We start from the raw sequence: 18,217 nt of genomic DNA on the forward strand, positions 1-18,217 counted from the left end.
CTCCTGCTGTTGGAGGTATGTTATTTGATCTTTATTTAGAACAGGTAAATATTTATAAATACACTGAAAATTCAGTGACTTAGAATTTTAACGTCTCTCATTGACACCTTATGCCATTGTAATTGGCTATTAATCCGCCACAACCATCAGGTCGTCCCCTGCAAATTTCAGGGTGATGGTTTCGCCAATCATTGCCGGTGTAACGCCCGGGTCGTTGAACATGTCGAAGGACAGTGTCACGCCGCCGACATCCAGCCGGGTGCGGATGACCGAGCCGAGAAAGTGGCTTGAGGTGACTTTGCCGCTGATCCGCACGTCTCCCTTGGCGCCTTCGGCAGGCGATCCGGCTTCCGGGCGCAAAGCCACGGTAACAGTCTCGCCATTGGCCTTGCCCAGCGGCTTTTTCAGGCTCACCTGCTGGTCGCCGATCAGGATCGTATTGGTGGATGTATCCACCACCTTGGCGTCGATCAGGTTGAGCGTGCCGACGAAGGAGGCGACGAAACGGGTCTGGGGATGATTGTAGATTTCTGAAGGCGTGCCGATCTGATCGGCGCGCCCGCCGTTCATCACCACGATCCGGTCGGATATCGACAGGGCCTCTTCCTGGTCATGGGTCACGAATACGGTGGTAATGCCGAGCTGGCGCTGGATCTGGCGGATTTCCTCGCGCAGCGACACGCGGATTTTGGCATCCAGCGCCGACAGCGGCTCATCGAGCAGCAAAACCTGCGGCTTTGGCGCCAGCGCCCGGGCCAGCGCCACGCGCTGCTGCTGGCCGCCGGACATCTGGTAGGGATAGCGCTCGGCCAGATGATCGAGGTGGATCAGCTTCAGCATTTCCATCACCCGGCTGTGAATTTCCGCCTTGGGCTTTTTGGCGATCTTCAGGCCGAAGGCGACGTTGTCGAACACATTCATGTTGGGAAACAGCGCGTAGGCCTGAAACACCATGCCGATCCGGCGGCGATTGGGCGGCAGTTTCGTGACGTCCTGCCCATCGATGACAATCGAGCCGGAGGAGGGCGTTTCAAACCCCGCCACCATGCGCAGAACGGTTGTCTTGCCGCAGCCGGACGGTCCCAGGAAGGAGATGAATTCACCTTTATTCACCGGCAGATCGAATTCCTTGACGACGGTATTGGCCGCGAAACTCTTGCTGACCGCTTCGATCCTGAGGAAACTCATCGGGTTGCACTCCTTGGGGGCATTGAAGAGGACAGCGGGGCCTGGCGTGCAATACTGCGCGGCAACCAGCGCTGTCCGGGTTTTTTATTGGCGAATAATTGCATGAGGACCATGCAGCCCCAGGTCAGCGCAAAGGACAGAATGGCAAGCGCTGCCGGTTCATAAGCGCGGTCCTGGCCGATCTTGACCATATAAGGGCCGAAGGCCGGGCGATTGAGAAGGCTGGCGAAGACGAATTCACCAAGCGAGATTGAGAAGGTCAAAAAGGCGCCGGAGACAATGGCCGAGCGCACATTGGGAAAAATGACCTCGGTAATGGTGCGAAGACGCGATGCGCCGAGGCTTTCGGCGGCTTCCGTCAGGGTGGTGATATCAATGGCGGCCATGCCATTGTCCACGGCCCGAAACATATAGGGCAAGGACAATGTGACGTAGCCGATCACCAGCAGGATATTAGTGCCGTTTTCCGACATGGTGAGCGGCAGATAGGAACTGGAACCAAACAACCGGATATAACCGAACACCAGCACGACCGGCGGAATGATCAGCGGCAGGAGACTGACGAACTCGACAATGGGCCGGAGTTTCGGCAGCCGCAGCCGTACCCAATAGGCTGTCGGCACGACGATGACCGCACCGACCACGATGGCCATCAATGAGGCAAAGGCCGAGTAGCCGAGGGTAGACAGAAACTCGTCGCTGGAAAACACCGAACGGTAAGCGGCAAAACTCCACTGGCCCCGCAGCATTTGCAGGGAAAACTGGAAGGTCGCATAGAGCGGGACGAGGAAATAGGCGGCGGCGATAAGGACGATGACGGTCGAGACCAGCGGAAAGGGCTTTTTCATTTTTGCCACCGTTCGGCGCGGCTGCGCAGGATAAGATAGAGCGTGTTTGTGACGGCCATGATCGCCACCATGCCAACCGCCAGCGCATAGCCAAGATTGGGATTATACAGCACATTGCCCTGAATCTGCTGGTAAAGCACGATTGGCACGACGCCGAAGCTGGAGCCGGTCAGCGCATAGACGGTGACCAGCGTGCCGAAGGCATTGGCAAATAGCAGCAGGAAACAGCCGAGAATGGATGGTGTCAGCACCGGCAGGGCGACCATTTGCCAATATTGTCTGCGGGTGGCGCCGAGAATTTCCGCCGCTTCGCGCCATTCGCCCTTCAACCCGTCGAGGGCAGGGGTGATGATCAGTACCATCAGGGGTAGCTGGAAATACAGATAGGTGATCGCCAGGCCCCAAAAGGAGAACAGGCTGAAGCCCGTGCCATAGAGGTTGAAGCCGAACATGTCACGCAACAGAACGGTGACCAGACCCAGCCTGCCCAGGGTGGCGATGAAGGCGAAGGCCAGCGGAATACCGGCAAAATTCGAGGCAACGCCTGAAAATGTCATGAAGGCCGTGCGCACCCAGCGCGGCAAGCCGCCAAGAATAATGGCATAGCCAACCAGAAGACCGGCGATGGCGCCAAGACAGGCGGCGGCCAGGCTCAGGCGCAGCGACAGGGAATAGGCGGCCATGATATTGGGCGTGGCCAGGCTGATGAAATTCTCCAGTGTGAAATCACCGGCGGGATTCTGGAAAGAGCCTTTGATCAAATAAAGGATTGGGCCGATCAGAAACAGAATGGCAAACAGGAAAAACGGCAGCACACCCAGCCAATCCCAATTCATCCGGATTTTCTGACGGGGTGGTGGCGCCTGTCTTGACGAACTGGCTTTGGACAAACTGGGCTTATGTGGACTGGATGGCGAGTGAAGCCCGGTCTCCGCAACGGTCATGCCAATTTTCCCTTTTCATGAACCACGCAGGCCGGTTTAAACCGGCCTGCGCAAAGGTAAGGTGAAGTTTCAGCCCTGGGCTGAATTATTGTGCGCCCATCTGCTTTGCCCAATCGGCGGCAACGACGGCCTTGGCGGCAGACTGTTCGTCCAGAGATGGGAAGATCGCCTTGGCATAGCCTGCGGCATCCGGCATCTTGTCGAGCAGGGCCTGCGGAATCTTCTTCTTTTCAGCCAGGTCGTTGAAGCGGATCGGATGGCAATAGCCAGCCAGCCAGCCGAGCTGACCTTCGTCGGAATAGAGATATTCCATCCACAGCTTGGCAGCATTCGGATGCGGTGCGAAGGCCGAAATTGCCTGGACATAAACGCCGGCGATAACCGAATCCGAGGGAACGACAACGTCCATCGGCGGGTTGCCAGCGAGCTTGTCGCGCATGGCAAGCACGTTATAGTCCCAGTCGAACAGGATCGGCGTGGTGCCCTGCGCCATGTTCTGGGCCGAACCGTTGACCGGCACGAGATTGCCCTTTTCCTTAAGCGCCTTCATGAACTCGATCCCGGCGGTGGCGGCGTCAGCGCCAGCCTTGCCCGACTTTGCGGAGCCAGCAGCATAAACCGTCATCATCGAGCTGTTGCCGGTGCGCGGATCGCCAGGCATGGCTACGGAATTGGCATATTTCGCATCGGTCAGGTCGGCAAAGCTCTTCGGCACGTCCTTGACGATATCCTTGTTCACGCCGATAGCGAGAACGCCGTAATAATCGCCATACCAATAGCCATCGGCATCCTTGGCCGAAGCAGGGATCGAATCCCAGGTGGAAACCTTATAGGGCTGAACGAGACCGTCTTTCTTGGCCGCAGGACCGAAGGACAGGCCAACGTCGATGACATCGGGAGCCTGTGGGCCGGTATTGCCCTTATTGGCCTTGATGGCTTCGATTTCGTCGCCGGAACCTGCATTCGGGTTCAGCTCGTTGACCTTGATTTCAGGGTATTTCTTCTTGAAGCCGGCGATCACGTCGCCATAGCCGCACCAGTCATGGGGCAGGGCGATGGTGGTGAGCATGCCTTCTTTTTTGGCAGCTGCGATCAGCTCGGCGCTCGGTTCGGCGCTTGCATAGGCGGCCGATGCGACGACCATGGCGGTCGAGAGGGAAAGAATGCGGTGCAAACGGATGTTCACGGGTATCCTCCTTGTGGATCTGCAAATCTTTGATCTGCAAGATTGTCTGCGGTAAGCCGAGCGACTGCATAGGGGGCGCAGATGATAGTTATGTGACGGACAGGGTGGGCGAGCACTGCTATAACGGGCATATCTGCAAGTATTTCTGCAACGGTATTCTTGGAGACAATCTGCGGTAACGCTGATAACGCTGATGAACCGGCCGAGCAGGTAAAAGCCATGACCCTGGATTTTGCGCGCGCTGCTGCTGAGATGACAGGTATCTGCAAGCGTCGATTGTTCCCCTCCGGTCTTTGCCGGTTTATTGCGCAAAGATAAGACGACAGAGGGTCATCGAGTCAATCTGCCCCGGCTGGAAAAAATGACTTTTCCCGGTTCAGCCAGGGACAACATCGGGAAATTGGCGGTTAGCTCTTTGATTTAAAAAAGAAAACAAGATTTTTGTCTCAAAAAACCAGCCCTGTGGCTATCCCGTGCAGGCTGGCCCGTGGGCTGCGCTTTGTTATCCGAGCCGGGCTTAATGAGGTGTTTTTCCAGCACTCCCGGTCAGTAAGACGGTCGCAGGCTGGGGAATGGCGCGAACAGGCATGTGAATTGCATAGGCATTTGAAAGGTTGGAGTTTGATTTTTTTCTCGACTGAAATTGATTTTAGGCAAACACTGAAAACAGGGACCTGTATCACAGGATCGTGACAGGTTTCCAAGCCATCCGGATAAGTCCGGTCCGGCTTTAATAACAAGATCCAAAGGGAGCAGCGAAGACTGCGTGCGGTTTGCAACGGTAACAACCGGCAAACCGAAAAGGCAAAGGCTGCCGAGGTGTGTTTTCTCGGCTTAACTGGGGGTCATCATGACCGGTTATAGTGACGTCGATAAGCAGGAAGACCTGCATATCCTCCATTCCATGGGCTATGCGCAGGAGCTGGAGCGGCGCATGAGTTCGTTCTCGAACTTTGCGATTTCCTTCTCGATCATTTGTATTGTGTCCGGCGGCATCAATTCGCTGGCCCAGGCGACATCCGGGGCCGGTGGGGCGGCCATCGGTATCGGCTGGCCGCTGGGCTGCCTTATCTCCGGCGTTTTCGCGCTCGGCATGGCGCAGATCGCCTCGGCCTATCCGACCGCTGGCGGGCTTTATCACTGGGGCTCTATCCTCGGAAATCGGTTCACCGGCTGGGTGACGGCCTGGTTCAACCTGATCGGCCTGGTCACGGTGCTCGGTGCTATCAATGTCGGCACCTGGGGCTTTTTCGCTGGCTCGATTGCCGGTTGGTTCGGCATTAATGTCGATACGACGACGGCGGGCGGCTTTGCCAATCAGATCCTGTTCGTGGCCGCGATTACGGCGGTGCAGGCGCTGATCAACCATCTCGGCATCAAGCTCACCGCCAAGCTGACGGATCTCTCGGGTTACCTGATCTTCATCACCGCCATCGCGTTGACAATCGTCTGCCTGATCGGCGTGAAAGACTGGGATTTCTCGCGGATCTGGACCTTCACCAATTATTCCGGCACGCCGGCTGGCGATGCGCCGGTCTGGCCGCAAACCGGCAGTGTCTGGTATATCTTTGCCCTCAGCCTGCTGTTGCCGATCTATACGATCACCGGTTACGACGCCTCCGCCCATACCTCGGAGGAAACCATCAAGGCTTCGGAATCGGTGCCGAAGGGGATTATTTCCTCGGTTTTCTGGGCATCGCTGTTTGGCTACATCATGTTGCTGGCTTTCCTCCTGGCCATTCCCGATATGAATGAAGCCGCAGCCCAGGGCTGGAACGTGTTTTTCTGGACGCTGAACAGCATCACCAACCCGGTTGTCGCCAATATTCTCTATCTGGCGATTTTCGTTGCGCAGTTCATCTGCGGTCTGGCAACCGTCACTTCGGTATCACGGATGATCTATGCCTTTTCGCGTGATGGCGGCCTGCCTGCGTCCAAGGCGCTTTCCAGCGTCAGCCCACGGTTCCGTACCCCTGCCACGGCGATCTGGGTCGGAGCGGTGCTGTCAGTGCTGTTCGTCTGGGGTGCGTCGCTTGTTACCATTGCCGGGGCCTCGGCCTATACGATTGTCGTGTCCTGCACGGTGATCTTCCTGTTCCTGTCCTTCGCCATTCCGATCGTGCTCGGCATGAAGGTGATCGGTACGGCGAAATGGCCAAAAATGGGGCCGTGGAACATGGGCATCGGCGCCTACAGGTTTGTCGGCCTGCTGGTCATCCTGGCCATGGTGGTCATTTTCATCATCGGCGTGCAGCCACCCAATCAGTGGGCGCTGTACATCACGGTCGGCTTCCTGGCACTGACGGCGCTGATCTGGGTTCTGTTCGAGCAGCGCCGCTTCAAGGGGCCGCCGATTGGCGATGAAGTGGCAAAACGGCAGGCGGAAATTGCCGCTGCGGAAAAGGCTGTCGGTCAAGGCTGAATGGCCTGACCTCATACGAAGAGGGGTCGCCCGGATCGGCGGCCTCTCTTTGACTAAAGGAAAGCGTGAGGTGTTTTTCTTTTGAAATTTGAAATTGTGGTGGCGAAGCCAGTGATTTTCCCTTTTTGATTAGTAGTTATTTATATTAGATGCCCTACCATGGCTTGCGTGGGTGAGGAGGAAAGCCCGCATTCGGGAGGTTCAGATTTTCTGAGGTTTACACTGTGGTCAGGACGCGAGCAGCGGCATGACCCTCGCTATTCCTTTTTGCCTTTTCCGATCCCCTCTTCGATCCTCCGGTGGAAGGAGTGATGCGATCATGAAAATCTTTGCGAATTGGAGTTATCCGACCGACATCAGGGTCGGGCGCGGTCGGATAGAAGAGCTGGGTGAAGCCTGCAAATCTCTGGGTATGCGCAATCCGCTGCTGGTGACCGACCGAGGGCTGGCCTCGCTGGCTATTACCAGGGTGGCGAAGGAAACGCTGAGCGATGCTGGGCTGGACCATGCGCTGTTTGCCGATGTCGAACCCAACCCGACGGAGCTTAATCTGGAAGCCGGGCTGGTGGCTTTTCGGCAAGGCGGTCATGACGGCGTTGTCGCTTTTGGCGGCGGGTCGGGGATTGATCTCGGGAAATGCGTGGCTTTCATGGCTGGTCAGACCCGGTCTGTCTGGGATTTCGCCGCTGGCACCGAGGGCTGGCGTGATGCCGACGAGTCGGCAATCCTGCCGGTCGTGACAGTGCCGACCACCGCGGGAACCGGTGCCGAAGTGGGGCGCACCTGCGTGATCACCAATACCGTCACCCACGTCAAGACTGCGATCTTCCATCCGAAAATGCTGCCGGCAATCGTCATTTGCGACCCGGAACTGACGGTTGGCATGCCAAAATCCATCACGGCTGGCACCGGTATGGATGCCTTTGCTCATTGCCTGGAAGCCTATTGTTCACCGGTCTATCATCCACTCGGCCAGGGTATCGCCATTGAGGGGATGCGCTTGGTCAAGGAGTTTCTGCCTAAGGCCTATCGTGATCCGGTGGACCTGGAAGCCCGGCTTAACATGATGTCGGCGGCGGTCATGGGGTCGATTGCCCTGCAAAAGGGGCTGGGGGCCATTCACGCGCTGTCGCACCCTATCGGTGCGGTCTATAATACCCATCACGGCACAACCAATGCCGTGCTCATGCCGATGGTGGTATCTTTCAACCGTAAGGCCATAGAGCGCAAGATCGAGAAATTGGCGGGCTATCTGGAAATCCAGGGTGGCTTCGATGGTTTCCATGATTTTCTGATGGTGTTTCGCGAGGATCTCGCCATTCCGCATAATCTAAGTGAGCTTGGCGTGCCGGGTGATCGGCTGGACGACCTGGCCGCCATGGCGATCCGCGATGCAAGTGCTGCGAGCAACCCCGTCAAGATGACTTTGGAAAATACCACCGCATTGCTGGCGGAATGTTTTTGAAAATCTGGCTCCAGCTTACGGCAAGCAAGGTAACCTAGAATTTCATTCACAAGAACTGATATATGTCATTTGCTATTTATTAACCATTTTTAGCAAGGATGTATTAACCGGGCGCCATGAACAGTCGGGTGCCTGTCAGAGCGATGAGTGGCTCAATCATAGCATCGAGGACACCAATGCCAGTCATCTCATTTGCCAATGCCAAAGGCGGCGCGGGTAAAACCACAGCAGCACTGCTGCTTGCCACAGAACTTGCCCATCAGGGCTACCGGATCTGTATTCTCGATGCCGATCCGCAGCGCTGGATTACCCAATGGTCGGAAGCCGCCGGGTTGCAGCACAATATCGAAGTCATTTCCGAAGTCAGCGTTGGATCATTGCAGGGCCATATCCGCGAAGGCCGCAAAACCGCCGATTACGTTATCATCGACCTGGCCGGTGCGCGTGACGCCATCGTTACCATGGCGATCGGGCTTTCCGACCATGTGATGATTCCCGTTCAGGGCTGTGCCATGGACGCCAAGGGGGCCGCCCAGATCCTCGACCTGATCGAACAGATGCGGATTGCCGGTAATCTGGTTATTCCGCATTCGGTGGTTCTGACGCGGGTCGCCTCGATGGTCACCACACGGGCGCTTCTTGCTATCAAGGGCCTGCTGGCGGCGCGTGGGGTGAATGTCATCAATACGCCGATTGCCGAGCGCAATGCTTTCCGGGATATTTTCGAGACTGGCGGCACGGTCTATTCGATGGACCCGGCCAAGGTCAGCAATCTGGATAAGGCCCAGGACAATTCACGCGCCTTTGCTGCGGAAGTCGTGCATTTGTTGCCGGTAAAAGTGGTACGAAGCCTGCGCCCGCGCCTTTTGCGGCTGATCGGTGATGCCGCCTGAGACTTGTAATTGATATAAGCCATAAAAAACGCCCTGCTGCGACACCTGTCGGCAGGGCGTTTTCTTGTGTTTAAAATTGACGGCTATCAGTCCACGAATTCAACGGTAACGCCAGGCTGCACCATCTTGGCCAGTTCCGTTGCATCCCAATTGGTCAGGCGGATACAGCCATGGCTCTGGGTGCGACCGATTTTCGAGGGCTCCGGTGTGCCGTGGATGCCGTAGGTTGGCTTGGACAGGGCGATCCAGACGGTGCCGACCGGGCCATTTGGGCCTGGCGGAATATTCAGCACCTTGTCATTGGCACCCTGCTGGAAATTGACCTTCGGATTATAGGTATAGCCGGGATCGAACGCGACGCGCTGCACCTGCACGGTGCCGGATGGCGATGGCGTGTCATTGGAGCCGATGCTGGCCGGATAGGCGGTGATCAACTGGCCATCCTCACCATACGCCAGAACCTGTTTGCGGCCCTTGTCGGCAACGATGCGGGCAACCCGTCCGCTATGGGGCTGGCCGATGCTGACCACTTTGACCGTGCTGCCGGGAACAGTGAAATCGACACCGGGATTGAGCGCTTTCAAATACCCCTCATCCATGTGGAACTTCTCAGCCAGCATTTCGGTCGTGGATGTATAGCCAAGCGACGGCATCGCTGCCTTCTGGCTGTAATCCTCAGGGATTTCCGCCACATAGGGGCCAGCGGCGTCGGCAGCGGTCAGCGTGTAGCTGGTGAAGGGCAGGCCGCCATTCATACGCAACCGCTCCACTATGGCGTCGGTGTCGTTAGGGTTCAGCGTTTCGCCGGTCTTCTGCTGCCAGGCCTCCAGCGCCTTTTGCACATTCATGCCCATATGGCCGTCGATAGCGCCCGGCGAAAACCCTTCGCGGGCAAGAAAGACCTGAAGCGCGGTGATTTCCGGCTTGGCCTTGCCGCTGCTGCCAAGCGTCGAAGGCGCTGCGGTCGAGGGGGAAGCAGGCCGTGCCAGGGCATCGTCGCTCACTGACGGATCGTGGTTGACGTTTTGCGGATAGCCCTCGCCGAGCGGCTGGCGCTCAACGGGCTGATCCTCTGGAATGCCGCCGGTTGCCATGTCTTCATCGTCGTAGCCGCCACCGGATGGGGCAGGCGGATAGTAGTCACTGGTATTACTGTTGCGGTTGGGGCGCCCATAAACCATGTCGGCAGGCATTTCAGTCGCAATCAGATTGCCGGAGCGGTCGATCAACACCGTGCGGCCCATGCGGTCGCGGCTGATCATCACCGAGCCCTGTTCGGGTACGAAATCCAGAACCTCGCCTGAGGGGGTAATCAGCACCGTATTCGCGTTCTGCCCCGTATAGGGGCTGCGCGCCAGCGCAGGCTGCGACACGGTTGAGAGAAGCGCGACGACGATGAGACCAGTTTTCCAAAGCGGCTGCACGGGTGATCTTTCCGGTTGGTTTCTTGCATAACGCCCCAAACCCTATCCGGTTCAGGGGAAATCGAGGCGCTTGCGCCAAAGCATGGACAATTGCTTATCATGCGCTGAGACACCGTAATTTTGACGCTAATATGGAAAAATGAAAACGAAGTGAAGAAACTGTTAAACCTCCGTGCCTCTATCCAAGCGGAGGCCTCAACCAAGCTTGCAAAAATCGATGTATAAACAATGATCTAGCGCATGATAGGGCGGAAGACGTGAATGCGGTAGTCCATCCGAATTAACAGAGTTTTACACGGGAAAAGCTTAGGCTGCCGGGTTTTTACACGGTCTAGGACATGGCATAGGCCGCTATTGGCGCGCTAATGCTGTGCGGATTGCAGGAGGAGACGAATCATGAAGCTACAGGCAGCCAAGGGTCCAATCGTTGAACTGGACCCGACGTCGGTTATGGATATTCGCACCTTGATCATCGATGGTGTCGATCTGTCGCCGCACCGCGCCATCCCGGATGATGGCGATCCGCGCATCGACCATTCGCTTGAAGGTTTTCTCTTCACCTGCGGCCCTGACCATATCCGGCACCCGGAACCGATTGGCGGTGGCAGCGGACGTCGCTATCCGCTGCATGGTTCGTTTTCATCACATCCAGCCACGATCCTTCACCAAAGCGACAGTGAGTGCCGGGCTGAAATTCCGGTAATTCATGCCGATGGCGGCCAGTCGCTTCTGGAGCGACATTGGCGCATCGATGCGCAAACCGGTATTGTCGCGCTGCGCGACCGGATCACCAATAGCGGCCATGCGCCGTTTCCCGCCATGCTGATGTATCACATGAATGTCGCGGCAAAACTGTTCGACGACGCGGTGCGGATGGAAGGCGCAATGCTTGACGATGGCGATTTCGGCTGGCGTTTCGGCGCGGAGCCGGGCGGGGTGTTCTGCGTCGCCGCCAACGGCGACAAGGCAGGAGCGGATGGCTGGGCGGAGTTTCGGCTTGGCCCAATCGCCTCGGTTGGCGGGCTGACGCTGGTGGTACGTTTCGACACGGCAAGCCTGCCATTCCTGCAAATCTGGCGCAACCAGCAGGCACCCGCCAATGTGGTGGGCATCGAGCCGGTCACGCATCGCTGGGTTGGACGTGACGATCTCGCCAAGGGTGGCGAACTCGACATGCTGGCACCTGGCGAGAGCCGTGAATTCGGACTGGATTTCTTCTTCGTATGAGAACTGGCGCGTCTGGAATCCGCTTGCGGCGTTGACGCCCCGGTATCCACATCGTAAATGTTTGGCCGGTTTCGATTAAGCCGGTTTTGAAAAGGATGCGACGATGAATATCAGGCCGATCAACGAGGAATATTCCGTCAGCGGTCAGATCAGTCTCGATGATCTGGATGATATCAAGGCGCTGGGCTTTAAATCCATCGTTTGCCATCGCCCGGATGGCGAAGAGCCCGGCCAGCCGGACTTTGGCGCCATTGCTGCGCGGGCCGAAGAGCTGGGGCTTGCCATTCGCCATATTCCGGTCGGCCCGATGGGGGTCACGCCGGATGCCGTCGCCGCCATGGTCGACGCGCTTGATGATCTGGAGCGCCCGATGCTCGGCTATTGTCGTTCCGGTGCCCGCTCTACGGCGACCTACGAACACAGCTTGCGCCAGCGTTAAGCGGTCAAAAAACTTTCCCACGCTGCGGCAAAGTCCGCAGCGTTTTCGTGTTTCACAACCTCAAGGAGATATTCCATGTCCATCAAGCGTATCGAGCCCGGCAAGCGTATGAGCGGTGCTGTCGTCCATGGCAATACCGTCTATCTGGCTGGCCAGGTCGGCGAAGGCACTGGCGTCACCGAACAGTCCAAGTCGGCGCTGGCCGAAGTGGATCGCCTGCTGGCCGCTGCCGGTTCCGACAAGTCGAAGATCCTGCAAACCATCATCTACCTCTCCGACATGTCCACCTTCGCTGAAATGAACGCTGTCTGGGAAGCCTGGATCGACCCCGCCAACCCGCCAGCCCGCGCCACCAGCCAGGGCGCTTTGGCGACGCCGGATTACAAGGTCGAGTTCATCGTGACGGCTGCGATTTAAGGCCTGCATTTAACCTTGAAGGCCGGTGGAAGCCGGCCTTCTTGTTTGTATATTTAGGCTGCTGGTGGTGGAAAATGCAGTCCGCCTGCAATCCTGTTCCATGCATTGATATTGGCAATGGCAACAGTGAGATTAATGGCTTCTTCTTCGCTGAAATCTCTGAAAAGCGCGATGTAATCATCGTTTGTTGTACGGTGTGTTGCCATGGTTGTGATCTGTTCGGCCCACAAAAGCGCTGCTCTTTCCCTGGCTGAATAAACGCTTGCGTCTCGCCATGCGACCAGCAGATCAAGCTTTTGCATGTCCAAGCCAATCCGGCGCGCGACATTGAGATGGAGTTGCGTGCAAAACGCGCATCCATTGATCTGTGACACCCGCAATTTTACCAGTTCCGTCAGTTCCTTTTCGAGGCCGCTGTCATCGACGGCTTTTCCCATTGCTAAAAGCGCAGCATGGGCGGCCGCTGACGTCTGGCGAAAGTGCTCATAGGTCATGTTCTGCGGTTCTGGGTCATTTGAATTTGTCATATTGGGTGGGCCCGATTTTAATGTTATTATCAGTGTACGAATAACATATCAGGGCTCTTATAATGTGCAAGACGCAAAACGATTCAGCCCTGCCTGAGGCTGGGCAAGGGAAACGGGGTGAGGATGGATATTTGGGCTACCTGCTGCGCCAAGGGGCAAATGCCTATCGAAACCGCGTCGAGCAGGATTTGGATGACCTCCATCTAACCCAGCCGCAGTTTTCCGTCCTGACCATGCTGGCTGCCTATCCCGGACATTCCAGCGCGGATATGGCCCGCTTATCGCTGCTGACACCGCAGACCATGACCGTGATCGTCGCCAATCTTATGAAGGCAGGGCTTGTGGAGCGGCGACCGCATCCCATTCATGGACGCATTCAGCAACTCGATTTAACCGAAATCGGGCATCATCGTCTGAATGAGGCAAAGAAACGTGTCTATGCCCTTGAAAATGAATTGATAACCGGTCTTTCGCAGAATGATGAAACCGTTATTCGCTGCTGGCTGGTGCGGCTTGCCGCAATGGCCTCTCCAGCATGATGCGGAGAGACCATTGCCAAGCTTTGCTTCTAGGGTGATGGCTGTCATTTCAAAGCGTTATCAGCTTTTCTCGCGAATTTGAGTCAGCGTGCGTGTTGGCGTAATCGCTTCCGCGTCCAGCTTGATTTCGATGATCGATGGTTTGCCAGAAGCGCGGGCGCGCTCAAACGCCGCCGCGAAATCCTCAGTCTTTTCCACCAGTTCTCCATGACCACAATAGGCTTGCGCAAAGGCTTTGAAGTCTGGATTCACCAGATCGGTGGCACTGACGCGGCCCGGGTATTCGCGCTCCTGATGCATGCGGATCGTGCCATAGGTGCTGTTGTTGATCAGCAAAACGATAATCGGCAGATTGTAGCGCACCGCTGTGATGAATTCCTGGCCATGCATCATGAAGCAACCGTCACCGGCAAAGCAGATCACGTCGCGTTCGGGAAACTGCGCCTTGGCGGCCACGGCGGCGGGCAGGCCGTAGCCCATGGAGCCGGAGATGGGGGCTGCCTGGGTGTTGTAGCCCTGGAAACGATGGAAGCGGTGTAGCCATGTGGCGTAATTGCCGGCGCCATTGGTGAAGATTGCGTCTTTCGCGGTATTGGCTTCGATCCATTCCATGATCGGTCCCATCTGCACGGCACCGGGGCCAGTTTTGGGGGGCGTGGACCAGGTCAGATAGGCGGCATGCATGGCTTTTGTCCGCTCGGCCCAAACCGGCGAGGCTGGTGCTTTGAGGCTTACCAGAGCGGCGACAAAATCCTTGGGGCTGGCGCAGATGGCGAGATCCGGGCGATAGACCCGGCCAAGCTCTGACGGGTCGGGATAGACATGAACAAGTTTTTGCTTGGGGTAGGGGATGTCCATCAGCGTGTAGGACGATGACGGCATTTCTGAAAAACGACCGCCCAGCAACAGGATCAGATCGGCTTCCTTCACCTCTTTCGCAAGCGCCGGATTGATGCCGATGCCGACATCGCCCGCGTAATTGGGATGCAGATGATCAAACAGCATCTGGCGGCGGAAGGAGCAGCCGACCGGCAGTTTCCATTGTGCGGCAAAATCTTCAAACGTCTTCACCGAGGCCTCATCCCAGCGGGTGCCGCCGAGAATGACCAGCGGACGCTCCGCCTTCTCAAGCATCGCGCCAAGCGCAGCAATCTGGCTAGGGCCGGGATGCGCATCCACCGGCATATAGGGGCGGGATTCTGGCGCGTCCGCCTCTTCCACCAGCACATCTTCCGGCAGGGTCAGCACGACGGGGCCGGGACGGCCCGATGTGGCCACGGCAAAGGCGCGGCTGACAAATTCCGGGATACGGGCGACGTCATCAATCTCGCCGACCCATTTGGCAAATTCGGTAAAGGCGCGGCGGTATTCGACTTCCTGAAACGCCTCGCGTTCGCGCATGTCGCGGGCGACCTGTCCGATGAACAGGATCATCGGCACCGAATCCTGCCGGGCAATATGCAGGCCCGCCGAGGCATTGGTGGCGCCGGGACCGCGCGTTACCATGCAAATGCCGGGCTCGCCGGTGAGACGCCCCCAGCAATCGGCCATCATCGCCGCCCCGCCTTCCTGACGGCAGACGACGGTTTCAATTTGGCTATCAACCAGCGCGTCCAGCACCGCCAGATAGCTTTCGCCGGGCACGCAGGCGACGCGCTTCACGCCATTGGCCTTCAGGGCTTCAACGATCAATTGTCCGCCGGTTCTTTTCATGGAGCGATCCTTGGATGTGGTTTGGCCGAATTTAAGGTTGCGGTGGCCCGCTGCTTTCGGAAACAGGCCTGGATGCATGTTTGCGCTCCCGCCAGATGATGGTGAGGCCGGAGCCGATGATGATTGCGATGCCCAGCCATTTCAGCGCATCCGGCAGGTCATGGAAGACCAGCCAGCCAAACAGGGTGGCGGTGACGATTTCCAGATATTGCAGCGGCGCGAGCATCGAGGGTGGCGCGGCACGATAGGCAAACACGCCCAGCACACCGCCGACCGCGGCGGTGGCCCCGGTGCAGATGAGCCAGATGGTGCCGGTCAGGTCCGGCTGGACCAGATCGAACATGGCGAGGTTCATCGTCTGGCCTATGGCGATCATGATGGTGCAAAACACCATGGCCCAGCAGCCGGTTTCCACCTGCATGACGAACGGGTCCTGATGGCGTGACAATAGCCGTGTCAGGATTGCAAAAATGGCGATGCAAAAGGCTGCGATGATCGGCAGGAAGGCCACAGCGCCGACTTCCTGGAAACTGGGCTGCACCACCAGCATGGCGCCGATAAATCCGGTGCCACAGGCGAGGTAGCGGCGCCAGCCGATTTTTTCCTTGAGGATAATGCCGCTTAAGATCGTCAGGATGATCGGTCTCGACGAAAAAGATTGCCACGGCATCCGCCACTTCCATGGTGCGCAGCGCGGTGACAAAGGTCAGCATCGACAGGCAGAGCACCCCGCCACGGATCATGTGCAGGCGGGTGTTGGACCAGGACAGTTTCAACCATGTGCGGCGTATCATCAGCACGGGAAGCATGAAAAGGATCTGAAAGAAAAACCGGGCAAGGCTGATTTCGGCAGCAGGCATGGTTTGCGTTGCCAGCTTGGAAAACACATCCACCAGCGGCGTGATCAGCACCGACAGGACCATCATGCCAAGTCCGAACGTGACGCCGGAGAACAACGGCGCTTGGCTGGTTGTGCCTGAAGTGGCACGCGGTGGAGTGGACATGCGGGACTGTCTCGCTTTTGATCGTCTGTCTATACCGTCCATCATGCCGGACGGCACGTGACTTTCTGTTATAGGGTCATTCCAAGCCGGAATGAACGGCCTCTAGGCCCAGCGCCTTTCGCGCCCAATCCCGAAACGCCGCCATGGCCTCGTCTCGGCCAATTTCGTTCAGCGTTTCATGCCGCATGGCGGGATAAAGGGTCAGCGTGACATCGGTCAGACCGGATTGCCGCAGGCGGCGGTCCAGTGCGCGGGTGGCCTCGCCGCCTTTGGTGGCCGGGTCCTGCCCGCCGCCGACCAGATGAATGGGCAGGTTGGTCCGCAGCCGGGCAAGGCGGGGCAGGGTGGCCGTCTGCGCCGTCAGGTCAAGCACGTCCATCCACAGGGAATTGCTGGCCTGAAACCGGCAGAGCGGATCATTGGCATAGAGATCGACTTCCGCGTCATCGCGGCTCAGCCAATCGAACAAAGTGCGCCTGCCGGATACGGACTTGCCCCAGGCCTCGAAGGTTGCCCTGGCCATCAGCAGGCTTGGCACGTCAGACCCTTTCAATGCGCGCTCGATCTTCAGAACCAGCCGGGCGAACCGGGTCTCAATACCGTTGTTGAAATTGGAATTCCATATCGCCAGCGCTTGAAAGCTCTCCGGGAATTGCGTGGCGGTGCGCAGCGCGATCAGCCCGCCCATGGAATGACCAAACAGCAGAACCGGCAGGCCGGGATGGTTGGCAATGGCCAGGTCGCGGATTGCCTTGGCATCGTCTATCACCAGCGACACCCCATCCTTTCGCGCAAAGCGGCCAAGCGGCGCATTCGGGGCCTGGGTTTCTCCGTGTCCACGGTGGTCATGGGCATAGACGTGAAAGCCCGAGGCCGCCATGAAGACGGCAAAGCGGCGATAGCGAAGCGAATGTTCGATCAGCCCGTGATTGACGAGCAGAATGGCCTTGCCGTCATTTTCTGCTTGTTGATGATGGTAGGCGATCCGGGCACCATCCGGCCTTTGCAGGTAAAGCGTTTCGTCAAACATGCCGTCCTCCCGATAGTGCCGAACGCGAATGGTATATCGCGAGTCTCAACCCGTTCTGCCCCGAAAAATGACGTGATTTTGCCGCCAAGTGCAATTGCTGAAAGGCAGGTTCATACCGTTATTCAAGGTTGCAAGCCTGTTTCAACCGTTCCATGAAGACCTTAAGCGATTCGGTGGAGAGAACATCATGAAGCATTTTCACTATCTGGGTCTGGCTGCGGCGGTCTTTCTGACCTGTCATCCGTCTTTCTCAGCGGAAAAAGGCAGGACGACCAGCATTCTGGCCGTCAGCTGGCAGCCGGGTTTTTGCGAGACCAAGCCGGACAAGCCGGAATGCAAGAGCCAGACGGCGGACCGCTATGATGCCAGCCATTTTACTCTGCACGGGCTGTGGCCGATGCGCCAGAACTATTGCGGCGTTGATCAGGCCGATATCGATGCCGACAAGAAAAGCCGCTGGACCGATCTGCCGGAGGTGACGCTGTCTGCCTCCACTCGTCAGGCGTTGGACCGGGTCATGCCCGGCACCCAGTCATCATTGGAACGGCATGAATGGATCAAGCATGGCACCTGCACCGGTCTTGGTCAGCAAGACTATTTTGCCGAGGCGATCGCGCTGATCGAGACCCTGAACGGTTCGGCGGTCAACGGTCTGTTTGCCGCCAATGTGGGCAAGACGGTCACCCAGGAAGATGTGCAGACAGCGTTTGATGCCAGCTTTGGTACGGGTGCTGGACGGCGGGTGAAAATGAGCTGTGAACAAGACGGCAACAGACGGATTGTGACGGAGCTGACCATAGGACTTGGCGATGGCGATGCCGGGACGCCGCTGCAGGAGCGCATCCAGGCGGCAGGCTCAACCAAGTTCGATTGCAACCAGGGTATTGTCGATCCGGTTGGGCTGCAATGAGCCTGCTTTAAGACCGGATATTGCGCCTGCATCCTATCTCG

The 18,217-nt window shown here is 57.5% G+C and carries 16 protein-coding genes and 1 pseudogene; 8 read left to right on the plus strand and 9 right to left on the minus strand.

Going from position 1 to position 18,217, the window contains the following annotated elements:
* Positions 1–129: 129 nt before the first annotated feature.
* From V6582_RS17020 to V6582_RS17035, 4 genes are all read right to left on the minus strand, one after another.
* A complete protein-coding gene (locus V6582_RS17020) occupies positions 130–1,188 on the minus strand; it encodes an ABC transporter ATP-binding protein (RefSeq protein ID WP_156632637.1) in 1,059 nt (352 codons plus the stop codon).
* Positions 1,185–2,036: an ABC transporter permease gene (locus V6582_RS17025; protein WP_156632636.1), complete on the minus strand. Its 852-nt coding sequence runs from the start codon at positions 2,034–2,036 to the stop codon at positions 1,185–1,187. The genes V6582_RS17020 and V6582_RS17025 overlap by 4 nt, the downstream gene beginning before the upstream one ends.
* Positions 2,033–2,872 (minus strand): ABC transporter permease, encoded by an 840-nt coding sequence (locus V6582_RS17030; protein ID WP_197434414.1) that lies wholly within the window; start codon positions 2,870–2,872, stop codon positions 2,033–2,035. Before V6582_RS17030 ends, V6582_RS17025 begins: the two co-directional genes overlap by 4 nt.
* 193 nt (positions 2,873–3,065) lie before the next feature.
* Entirely contained in the window at positions 3,066–4,124 is a 1,059-nt protein-coding gene (locus V6582_RS17035) for an ABC transporter substrate-binding protein (RefSeq protein ID WP_156632662.1), read from the minus strand.
* 892 nt (positions 4,125–5,016) lie between these two features.
* On the opposite strand from V6582_RS17035, the gene V6582_RS17040 reads away from it, so the two are divergent.
* From V6582_RS17040 to V6582_RS17050, 3 genes are all read left to right on the plus strand, one after another.
* On the plus strand, positions 5,017–6,588 hold the full coding sequence (locus V6582_RS17040; RefSeq protein ID WP_156632634.1) for an amino acid permease: 1,572 nt from the start codon (positions 5,017–5,019) through the stop codon (positions 6,586–6,588).
* A 319-nt stretch (positions 6,589–6,907) separates the two neighbouring features.
* Entirely contained in the window at positions 6,908–8,053 is a 1,146-nt protein-coding gene (locus V6582_RS17045) for an iron-containing alcohol dehydrogenase (protein WP_156632633.1), read from the plus strand.
* Positions 8,054–8,229: 176 nt separating this feature from the next.
* On the plus strand, positions 8,230–8,946 hold the full coding sequence (locus V6582_RS17050) for a ParA family protein (protein WP_015916544.1): 717 nt from the start codon (positions 8,230–8,232) through the stop codon (positions 8,944–8,946).
* An 86-nt stretch (positions 8,947–9,032) separates the two neighbouring features.
* On the opposite strand, the gene V6582_RS17055 is transcribed toward V6582_RS17050, so the two are convergent.
* Positions 9,033–10,370 (minus strand): L,D-transpeptidase family protein, encoded by a 1,338-nt coding sequence (locus V6582_RS17055; protein ID WP_420360202.1) that lies wholly within the window; start codon positions 10,368–10,370, stop codon positions 9,033–9,035.
* A gap of 393 nt (positions 10,371–10,763) precedes the next feature.
* Between V6582_RS17055 and V6582_RS17060 the strand changes: the two genes are divergently transcribed.
* The 3 genes from V6582_RS17060 to V6582_RS17070 all read left to right on the plus strand — a co-directional run bounded on the left by V6582_RS17060 (position 10,764) and on the right by V6582_RS17070 (position 12,453).
* A complete protein-coding gene (locus V6582_RS17060; protein ID WP_337739308.1) occupies positions 10,764–11,597 on the plus strand; it encodes an aldose 1-epimerase family protein in 834 nt (277 codons plus the stop codon).
* Between the two features lie 103 nt (positions 11,598–11,700).
* On the plus strand, positions 11,701–12,036 hold the full coding sequence (locus V6582_RS17065) for a TIGR01244 family sulfur transferase (protein ID WP_156632631.1): 336 nt from the start codon (positions 11,701–11,703) through the stop codon (positions 12,034–12,036).
* Between the two features lie 75 nt (positions 12,037–12,111).
* Positions 12,112–12,453 carry a RidA family protein gene (locus tag V6582_RS17070; RefSeq protein ID WP_156632630.1) on the plus strand — a complete coding sequence of 114 codons (342 nt, stop codon included), beginning with the start codon at positions 12,112–12,114 and terminating at the stop codon, positions 12,451–12,453.
* A gap of 53 nt (positions 12,454–12,506) precedes the next feature.
* On the opposite strand, the gene V6582_RS17075 is transcribed toward V6582_RS17070, so the two are convergent.
* Positions 12,507–12,947, minus strand: a complete 441-nt coding sequence (locus V6582_RS17075) for a carboxymuconolactone decarboxylase family protein (RefSeq protein ID WP_156632629.1) — start codon at positions 12,945–12,947, stop codon at positions 12,507–12,509.
* A gap of 95 nt (positions 12,948–13,042) precedes the next feature.
* On the opposite strand from V6582_RS17075, the gene V6582_RS17080 reads away from it, so the two are divergent.
* The gene (locus V6582_RS17080; protein ID WP_156632628.1) at positions 13,043–13,519 is read left to right on the plus strand and encodes a MarR family winged helix-turn-helix transcriptional regulator; all 477 of its coding nucleotides are present in this window, start codon (positions 13,043–13,045) and stop codon (positions 13,517–13,519) included.
* Positions 13,520–13,579: 60 nt separating this feature from the next.
* On the opposite strand, the gene V6582_RS17085 is transcribed toward V6582_RS17080, so the two are convergent.
* From V6582_RS17085 to V6582_RS17095, 3 genes and pseudogenes are all read right to left on the minus strand, one after another.
* On the minus strand, positions 13,580–15,232 hold the full coding sequence (locus V6582_RS17085) for a thiamine pyrophosphate-binding protein (protein ID WP_156632627.1): 1,653 nt from the start codon (positions 15,230–15,232) through the stop codon (positions 13,580–13,582).
* A gap of 31 nt (positions 15,233–15,263) precedes the next feature.
* Positions 15,264–16,236: pseudogene (locus V6582_RS17090) on the minus strand (DMT family transporter).
* A 76-nt stretch (positions 16,237–16,312) separates the two neighbouring features.
* Positions 16,313–17,266 carry an alpha/beta hydrolase gene (locus V6582_RS17095; RefSeq protein WP_156632625.1) on the minus strand — a complete coding sequence of 318 codons (954 nt, stop codon included), beginning with the start codon at positions 17,264–17,266 and terminating at the stop codon, positions 16,313–16,315.
* A gap of 187 nt (positions 17,267–17,453) precedes the next feature.
* On the opposite strand from V6582_RS17095, the gene V6582_RS17100 reads away from it, so the two are divergent.
* Positions 17,454–18,176 (plus strand): ribonuclease T2 family protein, encoded by a 723-nt coding sequence (locus tag V6582_RS17100; RefSeq protein WP_156632624.1) that lies wholly within the window; start codon positions 17,454–17,456, stop codon positions 18,174–18,176.
* Positions 18,177–18,217: the final 41 nt, after the last annotated feature.

The organism is Agrobacterium vitis (genome assembly GCF_037039395.1).
Taxonomy (GTDB): Bacteria; Pseudomonadota; Alphaproteobacteria; order Rhizobiales; family Rhizobiaceae; genus Allorhizobium; species Allorhizobium vitis_E.

Bases quoted from the DNA above. Each gene is read 5' to 3' on its own strand.
- V6582_RS17020 (WP_156632637.1), bottom strand. From the start codon at position 1,188: ATGAGTTTCCTCAGGATCGAAGCGGTCAGCAAGAGTTTCGCGGCCAAT.
- V6582_RS17045 (WP_156632633.1), top strand. From the start codon at position 6,908: ATGAAAATCTTTGCGAATTGGAGTTATCCGACCGACATCAGGGTCGGG.
- V6582_RS17070 (WP_156632630.1), top strand. From the start codon at position 12,112: ATGTCCATCAAGCGTATCGAGCCCGGCAAGCGTATGAGCGGTGCTGTC.
- V6582_RS17095 (WP_156632625.1), bottom strand. From the start codon at position 17,266: ATGTTTGACGAAACGCTTTACCTGCAAAGGCCGGATGGTGCCCGGATC.
- V6582_RS17040 (WP_156632634.1), top strand. From the start codon at position 5,017: ATGACCGGTTATAGTGACGTCGATAAGCAGGAAGACCTGCATATCCTC.
- V6582_RS17065 (WP_156632631.1), top strand. From the start codon at position 11,701: ATGAATATCAGGCCGATCAACGAGGAATATTCCGTCAGCGGTCAGATC.
- V6582_RS17100 (WP_156632624.1), top strand. From the start codon at position 17,454: ATGAAGCATTTTCACTATCTGGGTCTGGCTGCGGCGGTCTTTCTGACC.
- V6582_RS17035 (WP_156632662.1), bottom strand. From the start codon at position 4,124: ATGGTCGTCGCATCGGCCGCCTATGCAAGCGCCGAACCGAGCGCCGAG.
- V6582_RS17050 (WP_015916544.1), top strand. From the start codon at position 8,230: ATGCCAGTCATCTCATTTGCCAATGCCAAAGGCGGCGCGGGTAAAACC.
- V6582_RS17085 (WP_156632627.1), bottom strand. From the start codon at position 15,232: ATGAAAAGAACCGGCGGACAATTGATCGTTGAAGCCCTGAAGGCCAAT.
- V6582_RS17030 (WP_197434414.1), bottom strand. From the start codon at position 2,872: ATGAATTGGGATTGGCTGGGTGTGCTGCCGTTTTTCCTGTTTGCCATT.
- V6582_RS17025 (WP_156632636.1), bottom strand. From the start codon at position 2,036: ATGAAAAAGCCCTTTCCGCTGGTCTCGACCGTCATCGTCCTTATCGCC.
- V6582_RS17075 (WP_156632629.1), bottom strand. From the start codon at position 12,947: ATGACCTATGAGCACTTTCGCCAGACGTCAGCGGCCGCCCATGCTGCG.
- V6582_RS17080 (WP_156632628.1), top strand. From the start codon at position 13,043: ATGTGCAAGACGCAAAACGATTCAGCCCTGCCTGAGGCTGGGCAAGGG.